The organism is Nonomuraea sp. NPDC049646 (assembly GCF_044465525.1).
Classification (GTDB): domain Bacteria; phylum Actinomycetota; class Actinomycetes; order Streptosporangiales; family Streptosporangiaceae; genus Nonomuraea.
On the sequence record NZ_JBITLU010000010.1, the window covers coordinates 343128 to 369330 of the forward strand.

The window sequence follows — 26203 nt, forward strand, 5'->3', positions numbered from 1 at the left end:
GCACGACGACACGGCAGTGGCGTCGCTGCGCATGGCATGCGAAGGGGCGAGGGCAGTGAACGCGAAGAGCATGTTCCTCCCGCGCCGGCCGTGATGGATCCACGGTGCGACGAAGCGAGAGACCGGCGACCGCCTAACCGACGATGGCTCTACTGGATGGGAGCGCGCGCGGGAGGCGAGCGCACGGGAACCTGGGTGACGTGCAGCGCCTTGGTTGAAGACCTGACCTTCCTGGCTGGCGCTGGCTTGCTGGACGCTCCAGATCACCTGCCGTCATCCAACAGCAGGACCCGTCTGTACTCGGCCCCCTCCGAGGAGGAGCGGGGAAGGAAGGGGTGCGCACGAAAGCGGCGCGCACGGCGTAGGACCAAGCCACTCCAGCATTGGAGGGCGTAGTAGCGGGCAGGGTCTCCCACCGGGCCCGCCCCCGTCCCGCCAGGGGGTGGGGGTGGGGGCATCTACGCGGGTCCACCCTCTGCTTGGAAGCCTCCCGCCCTGCCAGGGGTGCCGGCTTCGGCGCGGGTCCAGTCTCCGCTTGAGTGAGTCCCTGCCCCACTGGGGTGTGGGCTCCGGCGCGGGTGCAGCTCTCGCCCGAGTGAGTCCCCGCTTGGTTCGGTTCCTTGCTGGACGAGCGTCCCATTGCGGCGGAGAGAAGCGTCTCGCATACAAGGGAGTGGTGACCATTCGGCGCCTGTGTTGACCCACGGTGGCCAAGAGGTGCGTAGTCGCCGTTCACATGGCGCGGGTGGCCTGTGCCGCTACAGGCAACCACAACCACACATGGCGCTGGTTTCGTGTGCGGTGGATGTAGGCCGCATCGGCAGCGCGGTCCTGGTGCACTGCATTCGGCGCCTGGCTCGATGGTGAGGACACCAAGGAGCAAGAGGTGCGAGGGGCGAGGGTTCAGAGACGTTTGGTCGGCGTCGGCGTCGGCGTCGGCGTCGGTGCGGGTGTCGGGCGCGCAACGCCGGTTGGCGGGCGGACAGCGGATGGCAGAGAGCGCGCGGCTACAGAGGTGGTGGACGGGGGCGCGGCGGGGCGCGGGGCGAAGCAAGGCGCTGGGATGAGTTGGGGCTTGGTCCGGGTTCGAGGGCGCATGCGTTTCTTGATGAGACTTGCGGGTCGTGACCATCTACCGGCGGTGAATGGGCATCTTGGCTGCCTTCAAGGAACTTCGTGATCGATGCGGCGGCCGTTGTGAGGTTCTCGTCGTGCGCTTGGAGGTTCTCGGTCGGGGGCGAGGGTCGGGGGTTGAGGGAGGGCTTGAAGAGTAAGGCTTCGGGGCGGTTTCAAGGGGGTTAGGACGAGCGTCGTGAGGGTGGGGTGGGTGGGCGTCTGTGGACCCCTTCTGTTGGGGGTTTGCGGTGTTGGCCGCTTCTGAAGCCGTGGTGCTTCTTGTGGGGGCGTCGGCGGCGGCGTAGGGCAGTGATCAGGAGTGCGGTGCCGAGGAGGGCGCCCAGTCCGATTGCTGGAGCTGCTGGCAGTGAAGCCGCATGTGTCAGGAGTCGAAGGACGGTTGCATAAGGCCTCGTGGGGGCGCGAGTTGGGTCAGGTCGCTGCTCGGAAGTGCTGGCTGATGCGTTGCGGAGGGGAAGGTCGCTGGGACGTATCTCCGGGCGTGAGGGGGTGACTGCAGGGGTGATGGGCGGGGGCTCGGGGGTCGGCTCTGTGGTGAGGGCAAGTGCCTCCTGGACTGTGGAGTAGGGGGATGGGAGCGCGTCCTGTGCGTTCGAGGGGGAGTCGCGGTGCGCGAGGACTGTGAGCAGGGACGGGGGGAGGGGGACGCGAAGTGGGGGCGGAGGAGGCGTGGGGGCGTTGGGGAGCAGGGTTCGTGCCAGCGGAGCCGGCGGGTTCAGGAGCAGACGTGGGGACGAGTTCGGGCGGTAGAAGGCGGCGGACAGGCTGGTGAGAAGGGGGAGGGCGGGTGGGGGCCAGGTGGCGGGTGCAAGGCCTTGCGAGGGGGCGAAGGAGACGTCAAGTGGAGCATCGGAGGGCTCGATGGGGACGGCAAGGGGCGCTCCGGAAGGCTCGGAGAGATAGGTAAGGGGTGCTTCGGAGGGTTCGGAAGCTTCGGAGGGATGGGCAAGGGGTGGGGGAATTGGGGGCGGGGGCGTTGTAGGCCAGATGGGGAGGAGGCGGATGGGGGCGTGGCCTAGGAGGAGGAGAGGGTCGAGGTAGCGGGTGCTTTGGAGCAGGCCCCAGTGCAGGCATGACTCCTGGCAGTGGCTGTGTGCAGCTTGTACGACACCCAGACGGCTGCCCATCGTGATCGGCTCACCTTGCTTCACCGATGGGCTGATCGGCAGGTACGTCGTTCGGAGTCCGCCTGGGTGGTCGATGGTGACGACTCCTCTTCCGCCTACTGGGCCTGCGAAGCGGACGGTGCCAGAGCCTGCGGCCAGGACAGGCGTGTCGGCGGAGGCGGCCAGGTCTACGCCGCGGTGTCCGGCCAGCCAAGGAGCCAGGGGTGGGGCGAAGCGGCGCAGGATGCGGGGGCTACCGTCGAGTGGCCATCGCCAGGCAGGTGGGGCGGCCTTCGCCAGCGGAGTGGGGGTGGCGATGGTCGTGAGCATGATCGCTGTCACGAGCACGACGAGGGAGATCACGGCGCGGCAAGCCATGTTCTGCGCGCATGGTCTCGGCGGTGATGGTGCTGAGCAAGGGGACAGGGCGCGGAGGCGTGGGCGAAGTGACAGCGCGCGGAGACGCGGGCGTGGGGAGAGGGAGGGCATGCGTGGATAAGTGGATAGGGACGGAAGACGTGGATGAGGGGGCATGGCGGGAGTTTCGCCGGGGGCGGCCTGCCGAGGTCGAGGCGAGCGGGATTCTGTGGATGGAGTAAGCGGCGGGGAGCCTCCTGTGGACAACCTGTCCTGTGCTGAGTTCCGCCGCCGCCCGTCCGGTGAAATCCAGTGGACCGAGCTCCGCCGGCCCCCGGTGAAATCCAGTGGACCGAGTTCCGCCGCCCGCCCGCTGATATCCAATGAGCCCAGCTCTGCCGTCCGCTCGCCCGGCGAAATGCAATGGACGAGGTCATGCGCGCGATGCGAGATTCCCACCCGTGAGCCCGACCGCAGTTTTCCCCGATCCCGTCCCGCTGGCCGGGGGTCTCGTTCTGCGGCAGGCACGGCCCGCTGACCTGGACCAGATCAGCGCGCTTCTCACCGAACGTGGCGACTCGTCCGACGCCCTCGACCACCGGCTGGTCGTCTCGGACCCGGAGGCCGGCTGGTCCGCCTGCGCCGTGGTCGTGGATGGAGAGCGGGTCGTGTCCACCGCGACGCTCCTTGACGAAGAAGTGCGCATCGGGAGCATCCGCCTACCCGCCGGCCAGGTCGAACTGGTCGCCACCGACCGCGAGTACGAAGGGCGCGGACTCGTACGGGCGCTGATGCGATGGGCTCATGACCGCTCCGCCGCCCGCGGGCACGTCGTCCAGGTGATGATCGGAATCCCGTACTTCTATCGGCTGTTCGGCTACGAGTACGCCATCGACATACCGTCGGCGCTGACCGTGCACACGCCACCGGCCGGTGAGGGCACGCCCGCACTTCGCGCCGCGCGGCCCGCCGACATCCCCGCCATGGCGGCTCTGCAGGACATGGCTCAGGACCGGTTCGACGTGGCCATGCCGCATGCGGCGGCATGCTGGCGATGGCTGCTCGACCATCAGGCGAGCACCTCCTGGGTTCTGGAGCACGCCGGCGCCGTCATCGCCACCGGACGCACCACGCCACCCGACGATGGTGAGGTGCTGCTGGCCGAGGCTGCCGCCGCCGACGAGAGCGCGGCCTGCGACCTGCTCAGTGCCGTCGTCGCACAGTTCCCTGGAAGTGAGCTGAAGGTCGTTCGTCGGGCCGGATCCGTGACTGCCGCCGCCTGGCAGGAGTTCCTCGAAGGCGAACCGCGGAAGCGGGCGCAGCAGTACTACGTGCGCATTCCGGACGTTGTGGTGCTGCTCGACCGCCTCCGGCCGCTGCTCTGGCAGCGCCTCACTGCAGATGGGACGGACCGCACCGGCGATGACATCGTCATCTCCACGTTCGGCGCCCATTACCGGATCCCGGTCGGCGCCGATGGCCTCGGCCAGGTCGTCACAGGCGGTCCGATGCAGGGACCCGGATCCGTGAAGGGCGTCGGAGTGGCGCCTGACCAGTTGCCTGCCCTGCTGTTCGGCCCCCACGGGATGGAGGGGCTGACCCGCATCCGGCCCGACGTCTACGCCGGAGAGGAAGAGCTGTTCCAGGCGCTCTTCCCGCCGCTCACGGCGGATCTGCTCACCTACTACCTGCCGTATTAGGCCCGTTCCAGCTTCAGGTCGCTGTTCGGCGGAGCTCGATATGGCCGATTGCTGCGGTTCTGGTCGACCGCCGATGGCCGCTTCCACCGGTGGCGGCGGCTACAGGACGTAGATGAAGCAATGATCGCCGCAGCCGCGCGGGTGCGGGGCAGGGGCAGGGGCAGGGGCAGGGGCAGGTCGATCTTTGTCTGGTCGGTGTGGGCTGCACTGTTGCGTCACCACCACGCGGCCGGTGTGGTGATCGAGCCAGAGTTGCTGCAAGAGCTGGAGAAAGACTGCGCCCAAGGGACGGGCCGCCGCAGTGACGGTAAGCGCCGACCCCGGCAGGGGAGCGATCAACGGAGGGGCGTCGTAGGCCGTGAGGATGAGGGCTCTGGGCGCATGCAGTCAGGGCCGGTGCAGACGCTGTGGGCGTACATGCGTTGGCATGGAGAGCAACGGGGGGCGAGGTGAGTCCGGGTAGGCGGGGTGCGGGATCTGGCGGAGTGGAGGTGGCTAGATGACGGAGTGGCGCTTGGCTTCCATCAGATTCTTCAGGGTCTCGGGGGTGGGGTTTTGCGGGGGTGCGGGGAAGGTGTGGGAAGTCTGAGGGCGGTTGGGGCGTAGGGGGGAGAGCCAGATCCAGAGGCTGCTCAGGGCGATGCCCGCCGCGCTCAGAAGGATGACCGGGCGCAGGCCCATGAACTCGGCCAGTACGCCGCCCGCCAGGCCGCCGACGGCCAGGACGCCCTGGACGGCGAAGGTCATGGTGGCGTTCACGCGGCCCCGCAGGGCGGTGGGGGTGTCGCGGAGGGTGATCACGCCCATGCAGGTGGCGAAGGCGACCACGATGACGCCGGTCATGACGCCCGTCAGTCCGAGGACGGTGAGCTTCACCCAGAGGGGACCGGTCAGGAGGCCGACGGCGAGGATGTCCAGCGGGAAGAACAGGACCGAGACGAGCAGGATGCGGTTCTCGCCGTAGCGCTTGGACAGGCGGGAGGTGAGCCAGGCGCCCAGGAGGCCGCCAGCGCCGCTCAGTGCCGTCAGAAAGCCGATCATGCCCTTGGGGATGTCGAGCGTGTTGACCATGTAGAGCATGTAGACGGCGATGTACGCCATGGCGAAGAAGTTGATCGTCACGCCGGCGCCCAGGACGGCTCGGAGCGCGGGGTGGGTGAGGCTGGTTCGCAGGCCCTCGACGATGTCGCGCCACATGCTGGACGAGCGGGTGGGCTCGTTGTGCTCCGGGGTGCGGATCGAGCGGAGCAGGAGGGCGGAGGCGAGGAAGGACAGCGCCTCGGCCAGTACGGCGAACGGCGCGGTGAGCGTCTGGACCAGGATGCCGGCCAGGCCGGGGCCGCTCACGGAGGCCACCGAGTACGAGGCATGGAAGCCGGCCATGGCCTCGGTGCGCTGCGACGGGTCCACGACCGCGGCTATGTAGGGGAAGTTGGCGGATTTGAAGATGACGCCGGCCGTACCGATGACCAGGGCCACGATGATCAGCCAGGGCACGGTGAGGACGCCGAACAGCCAGGCCAGCGGGACGGTGGCGGCGGCTGCGCAGGAGACGAGTTCACAGGCGATCATCAGCGGGCGGTGCCGGGTGAGACGGTCGGCGATGGCGCCCGACTGGAGGCCGAACAGCAGGGCGGGCAGCGGGGCGGCGGCGGTCAGCAACCCCATCTCGGCGGGTGAGGCGGTCAGCAGCGTGATGGCGGTCAGCGGGACGGCCAGCTTGGAGACCTCCGAGCCGGTGATCGAGATCGTGCGGGCGCTCCACAGCAGGCGGTAGTCGCGCTGTTTGCGGAGGGGGAGTGGGGGCGTCGTGTCCATGTTGAGGTCTCCGGTGGCGAGTTCGGGCGGGGATGGGGCTGCAAGGGGTGCCGGTTGGGCGGGGGCTGGGGAGGAGCGCCGGTGAGGGCGGGGGCTACGGGCTGGTGCGAGTGGCGGTTCGGCGAGGACGGAGGGCGGTGCAGGTGGTCTTGAGGTGGGGACGGAGGGCGGTGTGCGTGCTCCATGCAAGGGGGCGGTTGTGGGTACGGGAGGGCGGCGGTCGCGAGATGTGAAAGGAAGACTTCATAAGTATGAAGGGATCCCTTCAGAGTTGTAAAGGGAATGCTTCATATCTCCCGGCGGTACCTTTGGCACATGACGCAGGACATGGAGGGGCTCAGCGATCCCAAGATGATGCGGGCGCTGGCTCACCCGGCGAGGCTGTTGATCCTCAACCGGCTCGGCGTGGAGGAGAGTGCCACCGCGACCGAGGTGGCCGAGATCGCGGGGATCACACCCAGCGCCGCCAGCTATCACCTGCGCATGCTGGCCAAGTACGGGTTCGTCGAGGACGCCCCGCCCAGAGGCGACGGACGCGAACGGCTGTGGAGGTCGACGCACAAGCCGTTCAGTGTGGGAGTGCTTCCGGACGACCAGCCGGAGGTCCGTGACGCCAAGACCTTGTTGATCAAGGCGTTCCGCAAGGAGGCCGGCGACGAGGCCGATCGGGCGCTGGCCAGCATCGAGCACGACACGGACGAATGGCGCGACGCGACGCGCTTCAGCCGTGCGCGGATCAGGGTCGACGCGAGCGAGCTGGGACGGCTGAGCGCGGAGATCGAGAAGCTGCTGGAGCCGTACATCGCTCACCAGCGCAGCCAGGAGGACGCGCCGAGCGGGGCCAGGATCGCGGAGGCGCAGATCAACCTCTTCCCGGTCGCCCCCAGGACGTCGCCCGGGTTGCCCACGGAGGACCACGATGTGGGGTGAGCCGTACCCGGTATGTCGGTTTGACCTCCGACGGTCAGCCTGGGGCGGTGTGGGAGGTAGACTTTTCGATGGCCTGTGGCAACAGGCCGACTTCGCATGCCCCGTTGCGGACCGCACCCTCGGTCCGGGCCCCGGCCCGGCTGGAGCGGTTTTGGGGCATCAGGGCGGTAGACAACGCGCTGCCGCGGCACAACCGAGAACTGCGCCCATCCGCAGGGCGCCCAGACCTGGAGGACCATCACATGGCCCCCGTCGTCACCATGCGACAGCTGCTCGAGAGCGGCGTTCACTTCGGCCACCAGACCCGCCGGTGGAACCCGAAGATGAAGCGCTTCATCTTCACCGAGCGCAACGGCATCTACATCATCGACCTGCAGAAGTCGCTGTCGTACATCGACCGTGCCTACGACTTCGTCAAGGAGACCGTCGCCCACGGCGGCACGATCCTGTTCATCGGCACCAAGAAGCAGGCTCAGGAGGCCATCTCCGAGCAGGCCGCGCGGGTCGGCATGCCGTACGTGAACCAGCGCTGGCTGGGCGGCATGCTCACCAACTTCTCCACCGTGCACAAGAGGCTTCAGCGTCTGAAGGAGCTCGAGGAGCTCGACTTCGACAACGTCGCCGGCTCGGGGCTCACCAAGAAGGAGCTCCTCATGCGCCGTCGCGAGAAGGACAAGCTCGAGCGCACGCTCGGCGGCATCCGTGACATGGGCCGCGTGCCCAGCGCGGTGTGGGTCGTGGACACGAAGAAGGAGCACATCGCGATCAGCGAGGCCAAGAAGCTTGGCATCCCGGTCGTCGCGATCCTCGACACCAACTGCGACCCCGACGAGGTCGACTACCCGATCCCGGGCAACGACGACGCCATCCGCGCCGTCGGCCTGCTCACCAGGGTCGTCGCCGACGGTGTCGCCGCCGGTCTGATGGCTCGCTCCGGCGCCGCCCGCGGTGACGAGAAGCCGGCCGCCGCCGAGCCGCTGGCCGAGTGGGAGCGCGAGCTCATCGAGCAGGGCCAGGGCCAGGCCGCCGAGGCCGCCCCTGAGGCTGCTGCTCCCGAGGCCGCCGCCGAGGAGGCCCCCGCTGCCGAGGCTCCGGCCGAGGAGGCCCCCGCCGCCGAGGCCGCTCCGGCTGCCGACGCGACCCCCGAGTCCGGGCCGCAGGCCTGAGACCCGGCCACCGGGCCCGGCCGTGAGGCCGGGCACGGTACAGGCGCCGGCTCCGCGCCGCAGGTCGTCATCGACCGCGGTGCGGTGCGGGCAGCCGGCCGATCGAGGGTGAGCGGAACCGAGGTCCTGTGCGGGCCGAGGTTGTGAAGGGCAAGGCCGAGGTCCTGTGCGGGCTGAGGCCAGGTAGGGCAAGGTACGCGTCTCGACTGGGCAAACGGCCGAGCCGGGACGGCAAGCCGGACCGGACGGCACCCCGCTGAGGCGATAAGTCAAGGCAGGGCGGCGATCAGGCCGAGGCGGTCAGCCAAGTCGGATTGCCAGTCAGGCCGAGGCGGTCAGCCAAGTCGGATTGCCAGTCAGGCCGAGGCGGTGAGCCGAGGCAGGGTGGCAGCCGGGGCTGAGGCGGTCAGCTGAGGCAGGGTGGCGATCAGGTCAAGGCGAGAGCCGAGGCAGGGTGGCGATCAGGTCTGGGCGGTAAGCCAGGGGCGGGTGTCGGAGACCGAGGCGGTGAGCCGAGGCGGATGACCATCGGGCCGGAGCGATAAGCCGAGCCTGGCTGGGCAGTATGCCGAGCGAGGCGGAGCGGAGCTCCACCGGCGGAGCCCCGTCCTGCTGAGCGGAGACCTGGGCGCAAACCCGGGCCCGAGCGGAGTCCGCGCCCAGGCCGGACGAAGCCCGAGCCCAGCCCAAGGTACGAGCGAAGGTCCCGGCGAAAACCGGACGGGTCAGGCGAAAGCCGGGCTGGTTAGGCGGAAGCGGGGCCGGTCGGGCGGAAGTCGGACGGGTCAGGCAGAAGCGGGGCCGGTCAGGCGGAAGCCGGACGGGTCAAGCTAAAGCTGGGCTGGTCGGGCGGAAGCCGGAAGGCCCGGGCGGACAGGACCCGGAACCATCGCTTGAGACCTCGCAACACCTGGCACAACCTGGCATCACCCGGCGAACCTGGTAATACCAGGCGAGACCGCGCACAACCGAGGCAGAACGCACGACCCGCGCACGACCCGCGCACGACAAGGCCCTGGTGCGGCACGCGCCTGCCGTACCGACCCGGGGCGGGCGCCCAGGGCGTCCACTCCGATCCACGATGACGACGAAATCCCACAAGGAATAAGAGCAATGGCTTCCGTGAACATGGCCGACGTCAAGCGGCTTCGCGAGATCACCGCTGCCGGCATGATGGACTGCAAGAAGGCGCTTGAGGAGTCCGAAGGCGACTTCGACCGCGCCATCGAGCTCCTGCGCCTCAAGGGCGCCAAGGACGTGGGCAAGCGCGAGGCCCGTACGGCCTCCAACGGCCTCGTCGCGCTCCAGCAGGACAGCGACTCCTCCGCCGCCCTCCTCGAGCTCAACTGCGAGACGGACTTCGTGGCCAAGGGCGAGCGCTTCCAGGAGCTGGCCGCCGGCGTGGTCGCGCACATCCTGGCGAGCAAGCCCGCCGACGTGGCGACGCTGCTCGACTCCTCCTTCGACGGCAAGACCGTCAAGGAGCACCTGGACGAGGCCAACGCCGCGCTCGGTGAGAAGATCGAGATCCGCCGCTTCGCCGTGCTTGAGGGCGGCTACATCGGCTCGTACATGCACAAGACGGACCCGGCGCTGCCGCCGGCGGTCGGCGTGCTCGTGCAGCTCGACAAGCCGAACGCCGAGGTCGCCAAGGACATCGCCCAGCACGCCGCGGCGATGGCCCCGCAGTACCTCAAGGCCGAGTCCGTCCCCGCCGAGGTCGTCGAGAAGGAGCGCAAGCTCTTCGAGGAGATGACCCGCGAGGAGGGCAAGCCCGAGGCCGCCATCGGCAAGATCGTCGAGGGTCGCGTCAACGGCTGGTACAAGGACTTCACCCTGGTCCAGCAGGCTTTCGTGAAGGACAACAAGAAGAGCGTGGGCAAGTACGCCGAGGAGAACGGCGTCGAGGTGCTCGCCTTCGTCCGATTCAAGGTCGGCCAGGCTTAGGCTTGAGCGAACTGCCAGCCCAGAGTTCCACCCAATGAAGGAGGCCGCCGCCGTGCAGGACCACCGGGAGTCAGCCCACGAATCCACACGGACGGCGGCTTCCTCATCACCCAGCCCGCAGGGTCCACTGAGGTGGAAGCGGGTGATGTTGAAGCTGTCAGGCGAGGCGTTCGCCGGAGACGACCCGCTGGGCATCGACCCGGGCGTCGTCGACCACCTGGCCGACTCGATCACCGAGGCCGTGCGCGAGGGCGTGCAGGTCGCGGTCGTGGTCGGCGGGGGGAACATGTTCCGCGGCGCCACCCTGTCCCAGGGCGGCATCGACCGCGCCAGGGCCGACTACATGGGCATGCTCGGCACGGTGATCAACTGCCTGGCGCTCCAGGACTTCCTGGAGAGGCGCGGCGTCGAGACCCGCGTCCAGACCGCCATCACCATGCAGCAGGTCGCCGAGCCCTTCCTGCCGCGCCGCGCGATCAGGCACCTGGAGAAGGGCCGCGTGGTCATCTTCGGGGCGGGTCTCGGCTCGCCGTACTTCTCCACCGACACCGCGGCGTCGCAGCGGGCCCTGGAGATCGGCGCCGAGGCGCTGCTCAAGGGCACGCAGGTCGACGGGATCTACGACTCCGACCCGCGCAAGAACCCCGACGCGGTCCGGTTCGACCATCTTGACTACGGCGAGGTGCTGCTGCGCGACCTCGCGGTCATGGACGCGACCGCGATCAGCCTGTGCAAGGACAACGATCTGCCGATCGTGGTCTTCGACCTGATGGGCGAGGGCAACATCCTGCGAGCGGTACGCGGTGAGAAAATCGGCACGCTGGTGAGTCCCGCAGGCAAATGAGGGAGCTAGCCCGACACCGCCAGCTAGTAGACAGGGAGCCGCTGTGATCGACGAAACCCTCCTCGAAGCCGAGGAGAAGATGGACAAGGCCGTCTCGGTCGCGAAGGAAGACTTCGCGACCATCCGGACGGGCCGGGTCACCCCCGCGATGTTCAACAAGATCAATGCGGAGTACTACGGCACTCCGACACCGGTGCAGCAGTTGGCCTCGTTCCACCTGCCCGAGGCGCGCATGGTCATCATCCAGCCCTTCGACAAGAGCGCGATGGGCGCGATCGAGAAGGCCATCCGCGACTCCGACCTCGGCGTCAACCCGACCAACACCGGCGACGTGATCCGCGTGACGTTCCCGGAGCTCTCCGAGGAGCGCCGCAAGGAGTACATCAAGGTCGCCAAGAACAAGGGCGAGCACGCCAAGGTGTCGATCCGCAACATCCGTCGTACGGCCAAAGAGGCCCTCGACAAGATGATCAAGGACGGCGAGGCGGGCGAGGACGAGGTCCGTCGCGCTGAGAAGGAACTCGACGACCTCACCCAGAAGCACGTCGCCAAGATCGACGAGCTGCTCAAGCACAAGGAAGCCGAGCTGCTCGAAGTCTGAGCGGCACGCCTCGCGGCCCTCGCCGGAAGGCGGGGGCCGTGGCTATGGAGAGTGTCTGTGGAAGAACGTACGGCCGGCACCGGCCCGGACGGCGGCAGCCGTACCGGAAGGAACCTGCCGGCCGCGATCGCGGTGGGTGTGGGGCTGGGGGCGCTGGTCCTCGGTACCCTCTACACGATCAAGGAGCTCTTCCTCCTGGTGATCGTGGTGTGCGTCGGCGTGGGCGTGCTGGAGCTGACCAAGGCGTTCGCGACGCGCGGGATCAAGGTCCCGGCCGTCCCCGTGCTGGCGGGGCTGGTGGCGATGCAGGCCGGGGCGTACTGGGGCGGGCCGTTCTGGCTGCTGGGGACGTTCGCGGTGTTCGCGTTCGTGCTGCTGGTCTGGCGGATGTTCAGCGACGGCACCGACGGCTACGTGCGCGACGGCACGGCCTCGGTGTTCACGCTGTTCTACCCGGCGATGCTGGCGGCGTTCGCGGCGTTGCTGCTGGCGCCGCACGACGGCCGCGACCGGGTGCTGATCTTCATCGCGGTGACCGTGGCCAGCGACATCGGCGGATACGTCGCCGGCGTGCTGTTCGGCAGGCACAAGATGACGGTCATCAGCCCGAAGAAGACCTGGGAGGGTTTCGCCGGGTCGGTGATCGCCTGCACGCTGGTGGGCGGCTGGCTGGTGACCTGGCTGCTGGACGGCCCGCTCTGGCTGGGCGCGCTGATCGGGGCGCTGGCGGCGCTGCTGGCGACCGTGGGCGACCTCATCGAGTCGATGATCAAGCGGGACCTCGGCATCAAGGACCTCGGCACGATCCTGCCGGGGCACGGCGGCCTGATGGACCGCCTCGACTCGCTGGTGACCACGCTGGTGCCGGTCTGGCTGCTACTGACGCTGTTCCTCTAGCGCCTCCGTCGTGACGGGCGTGAGCCACAACCACCGGACGGCCTCGCCACCGAACGCGAACCCCGACATGTCCGGCATGTCGGGTGGGTCGGCCCGCATGAGCACCCCCGAGTACTGCGACCCCAGCGGGAACGTCGAGGGCTCGTGGTACCACTTGGCCGTGTGCCCGTGGCCGAGCCAGGTCACCGAGTGCCACGGATACTGGGCCAGCCACACCAGCAGCAGCGCCGCGTCCCTGGGGTCGTCGTGGGTGGCCACGGCCAGCTCGATCCGGGCGTAGGCGTCGGGGCGGTCGATCCACTGCTCGACCGTCGGCATGCGCTGGCAGCTCATCCCCACCGTGGACAGCACGGTCGGCTCGCGGCCCGCGTGCGGCGGACGTTCGGTGATGCCGACGGTCGGCAGGCGCTCGCCGCTGGCGTCCCAGTAGCGGCCGGCCGGGCCGAGCACCCGGTCCAGATGGCCCATGACGAACTGCTGGAACGACGGCCACGACCCCTCGCCGTGCCGCCAGCGCCAGTAGGACGTGGCGTTGGAGATCCGCGGCCGCAGCCCCTCCAGCGCCTCCGCCAGCGCCCAGGCGAACGGCGACTCGCCCACGGCGTCACGGGCGTAGCCGGGCATGCCCCTGCTCATGTCGGCCCAGCCGGGGATGACCGCGAGCAGGTCGTCGTCCTCGTAGAGGGCGACGCCGTCGCCCTCCTCGAACCACAGGGCGGACAGCTGGCCGAGCGGCCTGCGCCCCTCGGGATGCGTCGTGTTCCCCCTGGGCATCAGCGGGGGCAGACCGGAGTTGATCCGGGCCAGGTCCACCACGGACGGCGCCGGCCGATGGTTGGCCAGCCAGACCGCTCCGTGGACGGCGCCCTCGGGCGAGCACAGGTAAGCTACCGAGGAGTCCTCGTCCCGCTCGACCACGAGCGTGCGGCTGCCGTAGGGGTTACCGGCGGCGAGGACGACCTCGGTGCCACCCTCGCCAGATGCCGACCGGAAAATCGCCATACGAGATGACTGTAGATCGGGCGGTGACCCTGACGCGAGCCGTACCGTGATCAGGAATGCCTCCTCCGCGGGCGGCGTTCACTAACCTGGCCGGTGAGAAATCCCGGAAGTCCGAAGCAGAGTCCCGGAAGTCCCCCAAGCAAAGGCAGGAACGTGTCCCAGCAGCCAGGCCAGCTCACCTTCGTCGCACCGCGGCGGGCCAAGCCCGCGCGGCACCTGGCGGACCTGTCCATGGCCGAGCGCCGGGTCGCGGTCACCGAGCTGGGGGAGAAGGCGTTCCGCGCCGACCAGCTCTCGCGCCACTACTTCGAGCGCCACACCGCCGACGTCGCCGAGATGACCGATCTGTCCGCGGCGGCCCGCGACAAGCTGTCGGCGCTGCTGCCGACGCTGCTCACGCCGGTCAAGGAGCTGACCACCGACGGCGGCACGACCCGCAAGACCCTGTGGCGGCTGTTCGACGGCGCGCTGGTCGAGTCGGTGCTCATGCGCTATCCCGAGCGGGTCACGATGTGCGTGTCGTCGCAGGCCGGGTGTGGCATGAACTGCCCGTTCTGCGCCACCGGCCAGGCGGGCCTGACCCGCAACATGTCCACCGCCGAGATCGTCGAGCAGGTGGTCTCCGGCGCCCGCGCGCTGGCGGCGGGCGAGGTGCCGGGCGGGCCCGGCCGGGTGAGCAACATCGTCTTCATGGGCATGGGCGAGCCGCTGGCCAACTACAAGCAGGTGATCGGCGCCGTGCGCCGCATCGTCGAGCCCGCGCCGCACGGTCTCGGCATCTCCGCGCGCGGGGTCACGGTCTCGACCGTGGGGCTGGTGCCCGCGATCGGCAAGCTCGCCGACGAGGGGCTGCCGGTCACGCTCGCGCTGTCCCTGCACGCGCCCGACGACGAGCTGCGCGACACGCTCGTCCCGATCAACACGCGCTGGAAGGTGGCCGAGGTCCTCGACGCGGCCTGGTCGTACGCGGCCAGGACCAAGCGCCGCATCTCCATCGAGTACGCCCTGATCAAGGACGTCAACGACCAGGAGTGGCGGGCCGACCTGCTCGGCAAGCTGGTCAGGAACAAGCTCGTGCACGTCAACCTGATCCCGCTCAACCCCACGCCCGGCTCCAAGTGGACCGCCTCCCGCCCGGAGGACGAGCGGGCGTTCGTGCGCCGGCTGGAGTTCCACGGCGTGCCGGTGACCGTGCGCGACACCCGCGGGCGCGAGATCGACGGCGCCTGCGGCCAGCTCGCCGCGGCCGAATGAGCCGGCCCCGGCCTGAGCGAGTGTCCGGCGGCTGAGCGGCCTCGCCCGGCGCGCTCGCCGAGCCGGGCGGGTGGCTATCTCGTGGCGGTCGAGCGGGCGGCGAAGGTCTCGACCAGGTCGGCGATCATGGCGGCGCCCCGGCTGTTGAGGTGCACGGTGTCGGTGGTGAGCCGCAGGCCGCGGCTGCTGGAGATGGCGTCCAGGCTGCGGCCGAGCAGGAAGTGCTGCATCGCGGCGGTCTGCGCCTGCCTGCTCTCGGGACGGTAGCGGGTGCGGGGCGAGGCGCCCGCCAGGTCGGCGGTCATGCGCTCGTTGAGCGGCAGATAGGTGACGCCCTGCTCGGCGGCGACCGTCCTGACGATCTCGGCGAACTCCTGGCTGCGCCGCACCGGGAGCGAGTCCAGGTCCTCGCCGATGACCGGCGGGGACAGCAGCGCCACGCGGGCCATGGTCTCGTTCTGCAGGCGGGCGGCGATGGCCGTCAGGTTGGCGGCGTACGCGGCGGCCGTCGGTGTCTGCGTGAGCTTCCAGCGCCGGCGCAGGGCCCTGGCCCGCTTCTCGCTCAACGTGGCGTTGGCGTCGTTGGTGCCGATGAGCACGGTGACCACGTCCGGGTCCTGCCGCACGACGTCGTCGAGACGCTTGAGCAGCTCGGACGACGGCTCGTAGTTGACGCCCGCGTTGATCACCGTCTCGCCGGGCAGCCGGTCGCGCAGCATGGCCACATAGTCGACGCTCACCTGTCCGCGGGTGATGCTGTCACCCAGGCAGATCACCTTCACCGTTGCCTCCTCAGGGGTGAGTGAACGCTTACTAACCTACCTTACGGCGCCTCCAGGCATACAGGGCGAGTCCCGCCAGGCACCATGCCAGGGAGATCGCGGACAGTTGGGGCAGCCGGTCGAGCAGCTCGCCGGCGCCGGCCGTGCGCATCCAGACCACCAGCGGAACCGTCAGCCAGTACGCGGGGGACGCGCTGAGCAGCAGCATCACCAGGTAGCCGAGCACCAGCGACATGATCGAGACCGCGGGGGAGCGCAGCACGGCCCGGCTGGTGAGCGCGCCGAGCGCCGTCCCGGCGAGCACCGCCAGGGCGTGCAGGACGAGGGCCGCGCCGAGCACGTCCCGGCCGGGGCGCTCGCTCAGACCCAGCAGGACGGCCCACGCCAGGCCGACGGCGGCCAGCGCCGCGCAGGCGACCAGGCTCGCCAGGAGCCCCGCGGCCACCTCCTTGCCGCGCCCGCCCGCGGTGACCGCCGACAGCTCGCGCTGCCGGTCGGGCTCGGTGTCCAGGAGGCTCCGCGTGGCCCAGGCCAGGATGGGGATGATCAGGACGGCGCCGTCGGCCAGCACGGCGGCCTCGGCGCCCTTGGGCGCGCGGCTGCCGTGGACGATCGCGAGCATGGCGAGGGTGAGCAGCAGCGCCTGATGAACCCGATGCGACCGCACATAGGCGGCCAGCCGGAAGACAGCCAGAGCGATCATCCGGGCTCCTCGGAGGTAGGGGGGTGGCCGGGCTCGGCGGTCCGGTAGCCCTGGTCGCGCATCCTGGTGAGGAAGAGCGGGAGCTCGTCGGCGGGCAGGGTGACCGTCACGGTGGTCAGCGGGCGTCCCGGAGCGTGCGGTGCCGGGGCCGCCGGGGTGGCCTCCTTGAGGTGGCCGTCCACGATCGACCAGGAGCGCAGGCCGGGAAGGCCGCGCAGGCCGCCCTGGTGGTCGCTGGCGACGACGATGCCCCCGCGCCCGGCGACCTCGGTGACGATGGCGGGCAGCGTCTCGCGGGTGTCGGCGTCCAGGCCGGCGAAGGGCTCGTCCAGGATCAGCAGGCCGGGGTCGGCCATCAGGGCCTGGACCAGGCCGACCTTGTGCGCGCTGCCCTTGGACAGCTCGCCGAGCGGCAGGCCGAGCAGGTGTCCCATGTCCAGGCGTTCGGCCCAGGGCCGCCACCGGGCGCCGCCGCGTACGGACGCCATGTGCGTCAGGTAGGAGGTCACCGTGAACGGCTGGGCCGCCGGGAAGCGGTCGGGGGCGAAGCCCACGACGCCGGGACGGTCGGTGATGCGGCCCCGCGTCGGCCGCACGAGCCCCGCGAGGAGCCGCAGCAGCGTGGACTTCCCCGCCCCGTTGACGCCGGTCAGCTCGATCGCGTCGCCCGGCGCGAGCTGCGCGTCGGCCTCTTCGAGGACGAAGGGCTGACGTCTTCGGTAGCGGAAAGAGACCTGTAACAGTCGCATGGTGCTGTAACGGTATATGTCAGGGCGCAGGGCCGTGATAAAGGTTCCCACCGCCGTGATGAAGGGCCTCACAATGGAGAAGCCCCCGGCACATCTCAGGAGGAGTGGGCTTGAACCGCTTTCCGCGCGTCATGGGTATGCGTTCAGGCTATGACCCCGTGGAAGTCGACGCCCTGATCGCGCGCATCGAGTCGACCCTGGGCAGGGGGCCGCACGCGGTCGAGCCCGTCACGGCCGACGAGGTCCGCACCGCGACCTTCCGCGCCAAACGCGGCGGCTACCACGAGACCGCGGTGGACTTCGCGCTGGAGGCGTTCGTCGTGGCCCTGGAGACCCAGGCCAAGCGCCCGGTACGGCTCGCCATGGCCGAGCCCACCGGGGAGCTGCTGCGCGAGGAGTGGTTCGAGACCCAGGCGGCCCGCGTCGAACGCGTGGCCTTCCGCCCCGGCCGCATGGGCACCGGCTACAACGAGGATGAGGTCGACGCCTTCCTCGACCGCATCGTGGCCACCCTGCGCGGCACGACCGAGTTCGCGGTGACCGCCCAGGAGGTGCGCGAGGCCCGGTTCTCGACCGTGCTGCTGCGCGCCGGCTACCTGATCGCCGACGTCGACTCCTTCCTCGAAGACGTCGCCGAGATCCTGGACAAGCCCCGCTAGGCCCGTTCGACGGCCGCGAGCAGGCCGCGGAGGTCGGGCAGGACCACCCGGACGACCTCGGGCCCGGCGGGCCGCTCGCCGTGCCGGTTGATCCACACTCGGCGCACGCCCAGCCGCTCGGCCGTGACCATGTCGTGGAAGTGGCTCTGCGCCACGTGCACCCACTCGGCCGGCTCGTACGCCCTCCTGAAGTGCTCGAAGTGCGCCTCGTCCGGCTTGTAGGCCCCGGCGTCCTCGGCGGTCACCACCGCGTCGAACGGCACGGGCAGCCGCCGCAGCGTCTGGGCGATCAGGTCGCGGTCGCAGTTGGTCAGCAGCGCCAGCCGCCGGCCCGCCGCGCGCAGGGCTGACAGCTCCTCCCCGACCTCGGCGTACACCGGCCAGTAGGGCAGCGTGGCGGCCAGCACCGAGGCGTCGTCGTCGTTCAGCGGGACTGCGGCCTCGGCGCAGGCGCGGCGCAGCGCCTCGGCCATGACGTCCCGGTAGCGGGCCCGTGGCGTCTCGGCCTCGACCGCGCTCTCGTGCCGCAGGTACGCCGTCAGCAGCTCGTCTCCTCTGCCGGGCGCGATCAGCTCAAGGCTGGTGCCGATGCCGTGCCGCCAGTCGACGAGGGTGCCGAAACAGTCGAACGTGATCCATCGCATACGTCACATGATGACCCTTCCGAGCACCTGGTCCAGCGCCCGGCCGACCTCGCCCACGACCGCCGGTCCCTCGGCCCGCCAGGCCACGTAGCCGTCCGGGCGGACCAGGACGGCGGTGGCGGCGCCGTAGCGTTCGGCCCAGGCGTCCTCGACGTCGAGCAGGTCGCCGCCCACCTGATGCACCCGCACGCCGGGCTCGGCGGCATGCGCCCAGTCCGCGCCGCCGGGGCCGCACAGCAGGACGAAGGCGTCGTGGAACAGGTCGTGGACGCCGATGCGCCTGCCGTCCCGGTCGAGCCAGAGGTGCGGTGCGCGGGTGCCGGGACGGGCGCCCTGGGCCGCCGGGTCGCCGAGCACCGTCTCGTGGGTGGCGCCGACCATGGCCGACGAGCGGTAGCGCTGCCCCAGGATCGCCGCGACGTGGTCGAGCGGGTCGTCCTCGGGGTTGGGGCCGAACCTGGCCGCCTGGCTGCGCACGGTCAGGTCGGCCAGCTCCAGGGCGATCGGGCGGCGCTCGGCCTCGTAGGTGTCGAGCAGCGTGTCGGAGGCCCGCCCGGCCAGCACGGCGGCCAGCTTCCAGGCCAGGTTGTGGGTGTCCTGGACGGCCGAGTTGGCGCCCAGCCCGCCGGCCGGCGGCCAGACGTGCGCCGCGTCGCCGACCAGGAAGACCCGTCCCTCGCGGTAGCGCGTGGCGACGCCCACCGCCTCCTCCCAGGCGGCCTTGCTGACGATCTCTATGGGCAGGTCGCGGCCGATCAGCTCCTTGGCCGCGGCGACCAGCCGCTCGTCGGTGAAGTCGGCCGGCGACTCGGAGGCGGGGTCGTACGTCAGGGCCATGCCCCAATGGTTCGGAAGCGCGTGGGAGACCATCGCGCCCGAGGCCGTCCCGCCGGGCGCGCCGAGGATCCAGAACAGCGCCCGCTTGGTGACCAGTTCCGACAGGTCGGCCCTGAAGACGAAGGACTGGTAGCTGCGCAGGACGCCGAGCCCTTCGCGGGCGATGCCCAGCCGCTCCCTGATCGTGCCGCGGTAGCCGTCGGCGGCGATGAGGTAGCGGGCGCGCAGGGTCCGGCGCTCGCCGGTGCGGGCGTCCTCGGTCACCACCGTGACGCCGTCCGCGTCGGGCTCGACCGACCTGCAGATGGTGTCGAAGCGCAGGTCGGCGCCCCGGGCGCGGGCGGCCTCGGCGAGGATCGGCTCGACCGTGCTCTGGTCGGCCATGCCGTACTCGCCCGCGGTCAGCTCGGGCATCGCCCGGGAGGAGCCGCCCTCGAAGAGCCACTGCCACTCGCCGGCCAGCGTCGCGCAGCGGGCCACGCCCCCCTCCTCGTCGAAGGGCCGCCCGGCCTCCTGGACGGCCTGCTCCAGGCCGAACGGCCGGTAGATCTCCATCGTGCGCGGGGTGATGCCGCGCGCCCGGCCCAGGAGCGACACGCCGGGGTGGCGGTCGACGAGCACGCAGGGGACCCCGTGGTGCGACAGGAACAGGGCGGAGGTGAGCCCGGCGTAGCCGCCGCCGACGATCAGCACGGGAATCTCGGTCATGACGCCCTCCGGGCGGTCTGTTGTGGTCATGGAAGGAATAGTTGCATTGCAACTAGTAGCAAGTCAACTAGTCTCTCTGAACGATAGGGTGACTCCATGGCGCTCGACCGCGGCTCGCCGCTCGCTCTGACCGTGCTGACCTTGCTGAACCACCAGCCCCTGCACCCGTACGGCATCCAGCGGCTGCTCAAGCAGTGGGGCAAGGACCTGGTGGTCAACGTGGGCCAGCGGGCCGGGCTCTACCGCACGATCGACCGGCTGAGCGAGGCCGGGCTGATCAGGGTCAGGGAGACCGGGCGCGACCAGCAGTACCCGGAGCGCACGGTCTACGAGATCACCGAGGCCGGCCGCGAGCGGCTGATGGCCTGGCTGGACGACATGCTCAGCCGTCCCAAACAGGAGTTCCCGCAGTTCCCCGCGGCGCTGGCGAACGCGATGCTGCTCGGCCCCGGCGGGCTGGCCGAGGCGCTGGAGCGGCGGGCGGCGGCCGTGGAGCGCACGCTCGCCGGGCTGGAGGCGGGCCTGGCCGAGGAGGACCTGCCGCGGGTCACGATGCTGGAGTGCGAGTACCTGCGCGAGGTGACGGCGGCCGAGGTCCGCTGGCTCCGCGCCGTCATCGCCGACCTGCGCGAGGGGCGGTTGGAGTGGTCACGCGAGCAGCTTGAGGAGGTCAGCTCGGCCCGGGAGTGATCAGCTGCGCGCGCGGCCGCCGCAGCAGCGCGACGAGCACCGAGGTCACCGGCGCGGCCAGGAACGCCCCGGTGATGCCCGCGATCACGCTGCCCACCGTGATCGCGACCAGGATGACCGCCCCCGGCAGGTCGAGCGCCTTGCCGTAGACCTGCGGCGCCAGCACGTGCCCTTCGAGCTGCTGCACCGCCACCGTCACCGCGACCACGATCAGCGCCACCAGCCACCCCTTGGCCACGAGCGCCACCACCGCCGCCAGCAGCCCGGCCATGAACGCCCCCACCACCGGCAGGAACGCCCCCACGAACGTCAGCACGGCCAGCGGCAGCGCGATCGGCACGCCGAGGATCCACAGCGCGAGCCCGATGAAGAAGCCGTCGACCACGCCGACGATCGCCACCCCGCGGATGTAGCGCCCGATCACCGCGAAGATCAGCACGCCGGTGTCGCGGCAGCGCGCCTTGGCCGCGTCGGGCACCAGATCGACGATCCAGGCGAACAGCCGCTCGCCGCCGTGCACGAAGTACACCGACAGGATGACCGCGAGCACCGCGCCGACGACGATCTCGCCGGCCGTCCTGACCCCGGCGATGGCGCCGCTGGTGATCTGCCTGCCCTGTTTGGACACGTACTCCTTGGCCTGGGCGAGCAGCCGCTGGTCGTCGAGGCCGAAGCGGGCGGCCAGGCCGTGCAGGTCGCCGAACGCCTTGCCCAGGCTGGTGCGCATCTCGCTCAGGCTGTCGACCGTGGGCGGCACCAGCAGCGCGATCAGCGCCCCGGCCAGCAGCAGGCCGCCGACGAAGACGATCGTGGTGGCCAGCGCCGGGCCGAGCCCGCGGGAGGTGAGCCAGCGGGCCGGCGGGTGCAGCAGCGCCGTCAGGAAGACGCCGATGATCACGGACATGACGACCGTGCGCAGGTGATAGAGGCAGAAGAAGGCGACCGCGATGATCGCGATCCACCCCAGCACCCGCCACGGCCTCATGTCCGACCCCCCGATCGTGCCTGGTCAGTGGCCTTCCCGGCGGTGATCGAGGGCAACCCTGGTCAGGACGGCGGGCTCAGGTGCGCGCGCTGCGACCGCTTGGCCTCCTCGTACGCCGCCCGCTCGGCCGGCGCGCCCACCCCGGCCACGGGCACGTCCCACCACGCCTGCGAGGAGGGGACGTCGTCGGCCATGGGGTCGGTGCGCACGTGCACGACGGTCGTCCCGTCGGACGAGCGCGCCTCCTCCAGGGCCTTGCGCAGGTCGGCCAGCGACTCAGGACGCAGCACGGCCGCGCCCAGGCTGGCGGCGTTGGCGGCCAGGTCGACCGGCAGCGGGCCGCCCGTACGGGAGCGGTAGGAGGTGCCCAGGCGGCGCGCGCCCACGCTCTCCGACAGCCGCCCGATGGAGGCGAAGCCCGAGTTGTCCACCAGGACGACGACGAGCTTGACGCCCTCGGCCACCGCGGTGACCAGCTCCTGCGCCATCATCAGGTACGACCCGTCGCCCACCAGGACGAACACCTCGCGCTCCGGCGCGGCCAGCTTGACCCCGAAGCCGCCCGCGATCTCGTAGCCCATGCAGGAGTTGCCGTACTCGACGTGGTAGCCGCCTGGGCCGCTCGGCCGCCACAGCTTGTGCAGGTCGCCCGGCATGGAACCGGCCGCGCACACCACGACGCCGTCCTCGCCCGCCGCCGCGTTCACGGCGCCGATGATGGCCGCCTGCGACAGCGGGGAGCCGTCGATCGCGTAGGCCCGGTCCACCTGCGCGTCCCAGTCACGGGAGAGCGCGGCGGCCCTGGCCGTCCAGGCGTCGCCGGAGCGCCGGGCGGCCGGGCCGGTCAGCCCGGTCAGCCCGGTCAGCTCGGTCAGGCATTCGCGGGCGTCGGCGACCAGTTGCAGCCCCGACAGCTTGGCGGCGTCGAAGGCGGCGACGTTGACGTTGACGAACCTGGCGTCCGCGGCGAAGAGCGACCTCGACGCCGTGGTGAAGTCGCTGTAGCGGGTGCCGATCCCGATGATCACGTCGGCCTCGCGGGCCAGCGCGTTGGCGGCGGTGGTACCGGTCGCGCCCACCGCGCCCACCGCCAGCGGATGGCCGTGCGGCAGCGATCCCTTGCCGGCCTGGGTCTCGGCGACGGGGATGCCGCGCGCCTCGGCGAAGGCGGCCAGTTCGGCGGTGGCCCGGCTGTAGATCGTCCCGCCGCCCGAGACGATCAGCGGGCGGGCCGCCGACCCGATCACCTCGGCCGCCCTGGCCAGCGCGGCGCGTTCGGGGCGCGGGCGCGGCACGTGCCACACCCGGCGGGCGAACAGCTCCTCGGGCCAGTCGTACGCCTCGGCCTGCACGTCCTGCGGCAGCGCCAGCGTCACCGCGCCGGTCTCGACCGGGTCGGTGAGCACCCGCATGGCCGCCGTCAGCGCGGACGGGAGCTGTTCCGGCCGGTTGATCCGGTCCCAGTACCGCGAGACCGGCTTGAAGCAGTCGTTGACCGAGATGTCGTACGAACGCGGGTCCTCCAGCTCCTGGAGCACCGGGTTGGCGGCCCGGGTGGAGAAGACGTCGCCGGGCAGCAGGAGCACCGGCAGCCGGTTGATCGTCGCGCCGGCCGCGCCGGTGATCATGTTGGTCGCGCCGGGGCCGATCGACGTCGTGCAGGCCAGCGTGGCCAGCCGGTCGGCGGCGCGGGCGTAGGCGGCGGCCGTGTGCACCATGGCCTGCTCGTTGCGGGCCAGGTAGTAGGGCAGGTCGTCGCCCGCGGTGGCGAGCGCCTGGCCGAGCCCGGCGACGTTGCCGTGGCCGAAGATGCCGAAGCAGCCGCCGAAGAAGCGGCGCTCCTCGCCGTCGCGCTCGCTCCACTGGGCGGCCAGGAAGCGCACGACGGCCTGCGCGACGGTCAACCGGATCATGCGCGCCCTCCGAACGGCAGTCTCGGGTCGATGTCCTGGCCCGACCAGGACGAGCGGATCCAGGCGTGACGGGGATCATCGCAGAACGCCATCGAACGCTCCTCCGCCGGCCCCGCCAGCACGTTGAGGTAGTACAGGTCGTAGCCCGGGGCGGCCATGGACGGCCCGTGGTAGCCGTAGGGCACCAGGACGACGTCGCCGGAGGACACCTCGGCCAGCGTGTCGACCTGCCCCCGCTCGGAGGAGTAGACGCGCTGGTAGCCGGGCCCGTCGCCGGCGACCTCGAAGTAGTAGACCTCCTCCAGCACGGCCTCGCCCGGGTTGGGCGTGTCGTGCTTGTGCGGCGGGTAGGACGACCAGTTGCCGCCCGGGGTCAGCACCTCGACGGCCATGAGCTTGTCGCAGTCGAACACGCCGGGGGCACAGAAGTTGTTCACCTGCCGGCTGGCCTGCCCCGCGCCCCTGATCTCCACCGGCACCCGGGAGGCGGGCACGTGCCGCGGCGGCAGCGACCGGGTCGCGCGGGCCGACGGCAGCGCGATGCGTCCGCCGCCGCTCAACGTGACCTGGACGCCGATCGGCAGGTACGCGAAGTCGCTCGGCCCCTCGAACACCGACCCGCGCCCGGCCAGCACGAACGTCTCGCCGGCGACCTCGACCGTGCACGACCCCGACAGCGGGAGGACGATCATCTCCTCCTCTCCGGTGCCGAACGACAGCGGCGTGCCGGTCAGGTCCGCCACGCGCAGCCCGGAGTAGGTCCAGCCGGCCAGCGAGGGGGTGATCTCCACCGACCAGGGGCCGTTGGCCGCCTTGCCGTAGGGCAGGTAGGTCATGCGTGTGCCTCTCGTACCAGGGCGGCGGCGCCGTCCACCGCCGTCGCCACGTCGTCGTCGGATGGGTAGAGCAGGGCGCGGCCGACGACCAGGCCGAGCACGCCGGGCAGGGCCAGCGCGCGGTGCCAGTCGGCGTAGGCCGTGCCGATGTCGGGCGGGTCGCCGCCGAGGAGCAGGGTGGGCAGCGTGGTCGCGGCCATCACCCGTTCCATCTCGGCCACCACGGGGATCTTCAGCCAGGTGTGGGCCGAGGTGGCGCCGAGCGCCTGGGCGACGCTGATCGAGCGGATCACCGCGTCGGGGGACAGGTCGTTGCGCAGCACCCCGGACTCCGAGCGCGCCGCCCAGAACGGCTCCACCATGGCCACCAGCCGCCTGCGGGCCAGCCCGGTCACCGCGTGGGCGCACGACTCCAGGGTGGCGGCCGTCGCGTGGTCGCCGGGGTCGATGCGGCACAGCATCTTGCCGCCGTCGAGGCGCATCGTGTCGATGGCCTCGGGGTCGAAGCCGGTGAAACGGTCGTCCAGCTCGAACACCGAGCCCTGGAGGCCGCCGCGGTTCATCGAGCCGAAGGCCAGCTTGCCCTCCAGCGCGCCCAGCAGCAGCAGGTCCTCCAGGACGTCGGGGGAGGCGAGGATGCCGTCCACGCCGGGCCGGGCCAGGGCCGCCTGGAGGCGGTCGAGCAGGTCGTGGCGGCTGCCCATGGCCAGCGGGCGGTCGCGTACGGACAGGGCGCCCCTGGCCGGATGGTCTGCGGCGATGATCAGCAGCCGCTCGTCCGGCCCCGGCATCCGGCGGCGCTGCCGGCGCGCGGCGGCCGCGGCGATCTCCTCGGGGCGGGTCGCGCGGATCCGCGTGAGCCACTCGTAGCGGGCGGTCCTGGGCAGCGTGAGGTCGCTCACGTGGGCACCTCGTTCAGCAGCTCGTGCACCTCGTCGGTGGTGGGCATGGCGTCGGCGCAGGCCAGCCGGGCGGCCACGAACGCGCCCGCGGCGCCCGCGAAGCGGATCGTGCGCTCCAGCGGCCAGCCGCGCAGCAGCCCGAGGCAGACGGCGCCGCCGAACGCGTCGCCGGCCCCGATGCCGTTGACCACCTTCACCTCGACCGGCTCGGCCACGACGGTCTCGGTGGCGGTGCGGGCGAGCACCCCGGCCGGGCCCATCTTGACGATCGCCACCTCGACCCCGGCGTCGAGCAGCGCCTGCGCCGCCGCCTCCGGCTCGCGCACGCCCACGGCGGTCTCCACCTCGTCCAGGTTGCCGACCGCCACGTTCGCGTGCGGCAGCGCCTCGCGCGCCGCCGCGCGGGCGGCCGCACGCGACTCCCACAGCGCCGGACGGTGATCGAGGTCGAACACCGTCCAGCCGGAGGTGCGGGCCGACAGGGCGGCGGCGTGCGCCGCGCGGCTCGGCTCCTTGCTCAGGCCGGTGAGGGAGAACCAGAACAGGCCGGTGGCGCGGATGGCGTCGAGGTCGAGGTGGCCGGGGGTGAGGCGCAGGTCGGGCGGATGCTCGCCGCGGTAGAACCAGATGGGGAAGTGGTCGGGCGGGAAGATCTCGCAGAACGTGACCGGGGTGGGCGGGCCCTCGATGACGCTCACGTAGGCGTCGTCCACGCCGAAGTCGCGGATGGCCCGCCGCACGTACGCGCCGAAGGGGTCGGCGCCCACCGCGGTGATCACCGCCGAGCGCAGCCCGTGCCGGGCCGCCGCGACGGCGACGTTGGTCGGGCTGCCGCCGAGGAACTTGCCGAAGGTCTCGACGTCGGCCAGCCCGACGCCGGTCTGCAGCGGATAGACGTCGACGCCGCAGCGGCCGATCGTGATCAGGTCGTACAACGCACCTCCAGAGGACGCACCCTACCTCGACACTATGGCATATTGTCATGACATAAGGATGTCCGCTATGTTGTTGATGATCCTTCAGGACGGGCCCCCGT

23 protein-coding genes are annotated in these 26203 nt (G+C 70.9%); 10 read left to right on the forward strand and 13 right to left on the reverse strand.

Annotated features, from left to right (window positions below):
• Positions 1–1298 precede the first annotated feature (1298 nt).
• Positions 1299–2777, reverse strand: a complete 1479-nt coding sequence (locus tag ACIBQ8_RS30135; protein WP_397193513.1) for a M23 family metallopeptidase — start codon at positions 2775–2777, stop codon at positions 1299–1301.
• A 284-nt stretch (positions 2778–3061) separates the two neighbouring features.
• On the opposite strand from ACIBQ8_RS30135, the gene ACIBQ8_RS30140 reads away from it, so the two are divergent.
• Positions 3062–4300: a GNAT family N-acetyltransferase gene (locus tag ACIBQ8_RS30140; RefSeq protein WP_397193514.1), complete on the forward strand. Its 1239-nt coding sequence runs from the start codon at positions 3062–3064 to the stop codon at positions 4298–4300.
• A gap of 495 nt (positions 4301–4795) precedes the next feature.
• Here the strand turns inward: ACIBQ8_RS30140 and ACIBQ8_RS30145 are convergent, their stop codons facing one another.
• Positions 4796–6118 (reverse strand): MFS transporter, encoded by a 1323-nt coding sequence (locus ACIBQ8_RS30145; RefSeq protein WP_397193515.1) that lies wholly within the window; start codon positions 6116–6118, stop codon positions 4796–4798.
• A gap of 315 nt (positions 6119–6433) precedes the next feature.
• On the opposite strand from ACIBQ8_RS30145, the gene ACIBQ8_RS30150 reads away from it, so the two are divergent.
• The 6 genes from ACIBQ8_RS30150 (at position 6434) to ACIBQ8_RS30175 (ending at position 12503) form a co-directional block, all read left to right on the forward strand.
• The gene (locus ACIBQ8_RS30150) at positions 6434–7048 is read left to right on the forward strand and encodes an ArsR/SmtB family transcription factor (RefSeq protein ID WP_397180112.1); all 615 of its coding nucleotides are present in this window, start codon (positions 6434–6436) and stop codon (positions 7046–7048) included.
• A 242-nt stretch (positions 7049–7290) separates the two neighbouring features.
• On the forward strand, positions 7291–8214 hold the full coding sequence (gene rpsB / locus ACIBQ8_RS30155; RefSeq protein ID WP_397193516.1) for a 30S ribosomal protein S2: 924 nt from the start codon (positions 7291–7293) through the stop codon (positions 8212–8214).
• 1113 nt (positions 8215–9327) lie between these two features.
• Positions 9328–10161, forward strand: a complete 834-nt coding sequence (tsf, locus tag ACIBQ8_RS30160) for a translation elongation factor Ts (protein WP_352323799.1) — start codon at positions 9328–9330, stop codon at positions 10159–10161.
• A gap of 145 nt (positions 10162–10306) precedes the next feature.
• The gene (pyrH, locus tag ACIBQ8_RS30165; RefSeq protein ID WP_221762026.1) at positions 10307–11005 is read left to right on the forward strand and encodes a UMP kinase; all 699 of its coding nucleotides are present in this window, start codon (positions 10307–10309) and stop codon (positions 11003–11005) included.
• A gap of 43 nt (positions 11006–11048) precedes the next feature.
• Positions 11049–11606: a ribosome recycling factor gene (frr, locus tag ACIBQ8_RS30170; protein ID WP_352350337.1), complete on the forward strand. Its 558-nt coding sequence runs from the start codon at positions 11049–11051 to the stop codon at positions 11604–11606.
• A gap of 57 nt (positions 11607–11663) precedes the next feature.
• Positions 11664–12503, forward strand: coding sequence for a phosphatidate cytidylyltransferase (locus tag ACIBQ8_RS30175; protein WP_352323802.1), 840 nt, complete (start codon positions 11664–11666; stop codon positions 12501–12503).
• Here ACIBQ8_RS30175 and ACIBQ8_RS30180 read toward each other — a convergent pair.
• Positions 12483–13505, reverse strand: a complete 1023-nt coding sequence (locus ACIBQ8_RS30180; protein WP_397193517.1) for a suppressor of fused domain protein — start codon at positions 13503–13505, stop codon at positions 12483–12485. The two genes, ACIBQ8_RS30175 and ACIBQ8_RS30180, sit on opposite strands and share 21 nt — an antisense overlap.
• A 153-nt stretch (positions 13506–13658) precedes the next feature.
• On the opposite strand from ACIBQ8_RS30180, the gene rlmN reads away from it, so the two are divergent.
• Entirely contained in the window at positions 13659–14759 is a 1101-nt protein-coding gene (gene rlmN / locus ACIBQ8_RS30185) for a 23S rRNA (adenine(2503)-C(2))-methyltransferase RlmN (protein ID WP_397180108.1), read from the forward strand.
• A gap of 74 nt (positions 14760–14833) precedes the next feature.
• Here rlmN and ACIBQ8_RS30190 read toward each other — a convergent pair whose 3' ends face one another.
• The 3 genes from ACIBQ8_RS30190 to ACIBQ8_RS30200 are packed head-to-tail and all read right to left on the reverse strand — an operon-like array spanning position 14834 to position 16993.
• The gene (locus ACIBQ8_RS30190) at positions 14834–15541 is read right to left on the reverse strand and encodes an SGNH/GDSL hydrolase family protein (RefSeq protein ID WP_397180107.1); all 708 of its coding nucleotides are present in this window, start codon (positions 15539–15541) and stop codon (positions 14834–14836) included.
• 31 nt (positions 15542–15572) lie between these two features.
• Positions 15573–16244 (reverse strand): hypothetical protein, encoded by a 672-nt coding sequence (locus ACIBQ8_RS30195; protein WP_397193518.1) that lies wholly within the window; start codon positions 16242–16244, stop codon positions 15573–15575.
• Complete coding sequence (locus ACIBQ8_RS30200) at positions 16241–16993, reverse strand: ATP-binding cassette domain-containing protein (protein ID WP_397193519.1); 753 nt, start codon at positions 16991–16993, stop codon at positions 16241–16243. Before ACIBQ8_RS30200 ends, ACIBQ8_RS30195 begins: the two co-directional genes overlap by 4 nt.
• A 158-nt stretch (positions 16994–17151) precedes the next feature.
• Between ACIBQ8_RS30200 and ACIBQ8_RS30205 the strand changes: the two genes are divergently transcribed.
• Positions 17152–17652, forward strand: a complete 501-nt coding sequence (locus ACIBQ8_RS30205; RefSeq protein ID WP_397180104.1) for a DivIVA domain-containing protein — start codon at positions 17152–17154, stop codon at positions 17650–17652.
• Here the strand turns inward: ACIBQ8_RS30205 and ACIBQ8_RS30210 are convergent.
• Both ACIBQ8_RS30210 and ACIBQ8_RS30215 read right to left on the reverse strand, forming a co-directional pair.
• Positions 17649–18296 (reverse strand): HAD-IA family hydrolase, encoded by a 648-nt coding sequence (locus ACIBQ8_RS30210; RefSeq protein WP_397180103.1) that lies wholly within the window; start codon positions 18294–18296, stop codon positions 17649–17651. The genes ACIBQ8_RS30205 and ACIBQ8_RS30210 overlap by 4 nt on opposite strands.
• A 3-nt stretch (positions 18297–18299) precedes the next feature.
• Positions 18300–19871 (reverse strand): FAD-dependent monooxygenase, encoded by a 1572-nt coding sequence (locus ACIBQ8_RS30215; protein ID WP_397193520.1) that lies wholly within the window; start codon positions 19869–19871, stop codon positions 18300–18302.
• Positions 19872–19937: 66 nt separating this feature from the next.
• Here ACIBQ8_RS30215 and ACIBQ8_RS30220 point away from each other — a divergent pair, with 66 nt between their 5' ends.
• On the forward strand, positions 19938–20531 hold the full coding sequence (locus ACIBQ8_RS30220) for a PadR family transcriptional regulator (RefSeq protein ID WP_397180101.1): 594 nt from the start codon (positions 19938–19940) through the stop codon (positions 20529–20531).
• On the opposite strand, the gene ACIBQ8_RS30225 is transcribed toward ACIBQ8_RS30220, so the two are convergent.
• From ACIBQ8_RS30225 to iolC, 5 genes are all read right to left on the reverse strand, one after another.
• Entirely contained in the window at positions 20512–21516 is a 1005-nt protein-coding gene (locus ACIBQ8_RS30225; RefSeq protein ID WP_397180100.1) for an AI-2E family transporter, read from the reverse strand. The two genes, ACIBQ8_RS30220 and ACIBQ8_RS30225, sit on opposite strands and share 20 nt — an antisense overlap.
• 62 nt (positions 21517–21578) lie before the next feature.
• Complete coding sequence (gene iolD, locus ACIBQ8_RS30230) at positions 21579–23429, reverse strand: 3D-(3,5/4)-trihydroxycyclohexane-1,2-dione acylhydrolase (decyclizing) (RefSeq protein WP_397193521.1); 1851 nt, start codon at positions 23427–23429, stop codon at positions 21579–21581.
• On the reverse strand, positions 23426–24265 hold the full coding sequence (iolB, locus tag ACIBQ8_RS30235) for a 5-deoxy-glucuronate isomerase (protein ID WP_397180098.1): 840 nt from the start codon (positions 24263–24265) through the stop codon (positions 23426–23428). Before iolB ends, iolD begins: the two co-directional genes overlap by 4 nt.
• Positions 24262–25167 carry a deoxyribose-phosphate aldolase gene (locus ACIBQ8_RS30240; protein ID WP_397193522.1) on the reverse strand — a complete coding sequence of 302 codons (906 nt, stop codon included), beginning with the start codon at positions 25165–25167 and terminating at the stop codon, positions 24262–24264. Before ACIBQ8_RS30240 ends, iolB begins: the two co-directional genes overlap by 4 nt.
• Positions 25164–26102, reverse strand: a complete 939-nt coding sequence (iolC, locus tag ACIBQ8_RS30245) for a 5-dehydro-2-deoxygluconokinase (protein ID WP_397180096.1) — start codon at positions 26100–26102, stop codon at positions 25164–25166. Before iolC ends, ACIBQ8_RS30240 begins: the two co-directional genes overlap by 4 nt.
• Between the last annotated feature and the right edge of the window lie 101 nt (positions 26103–26203).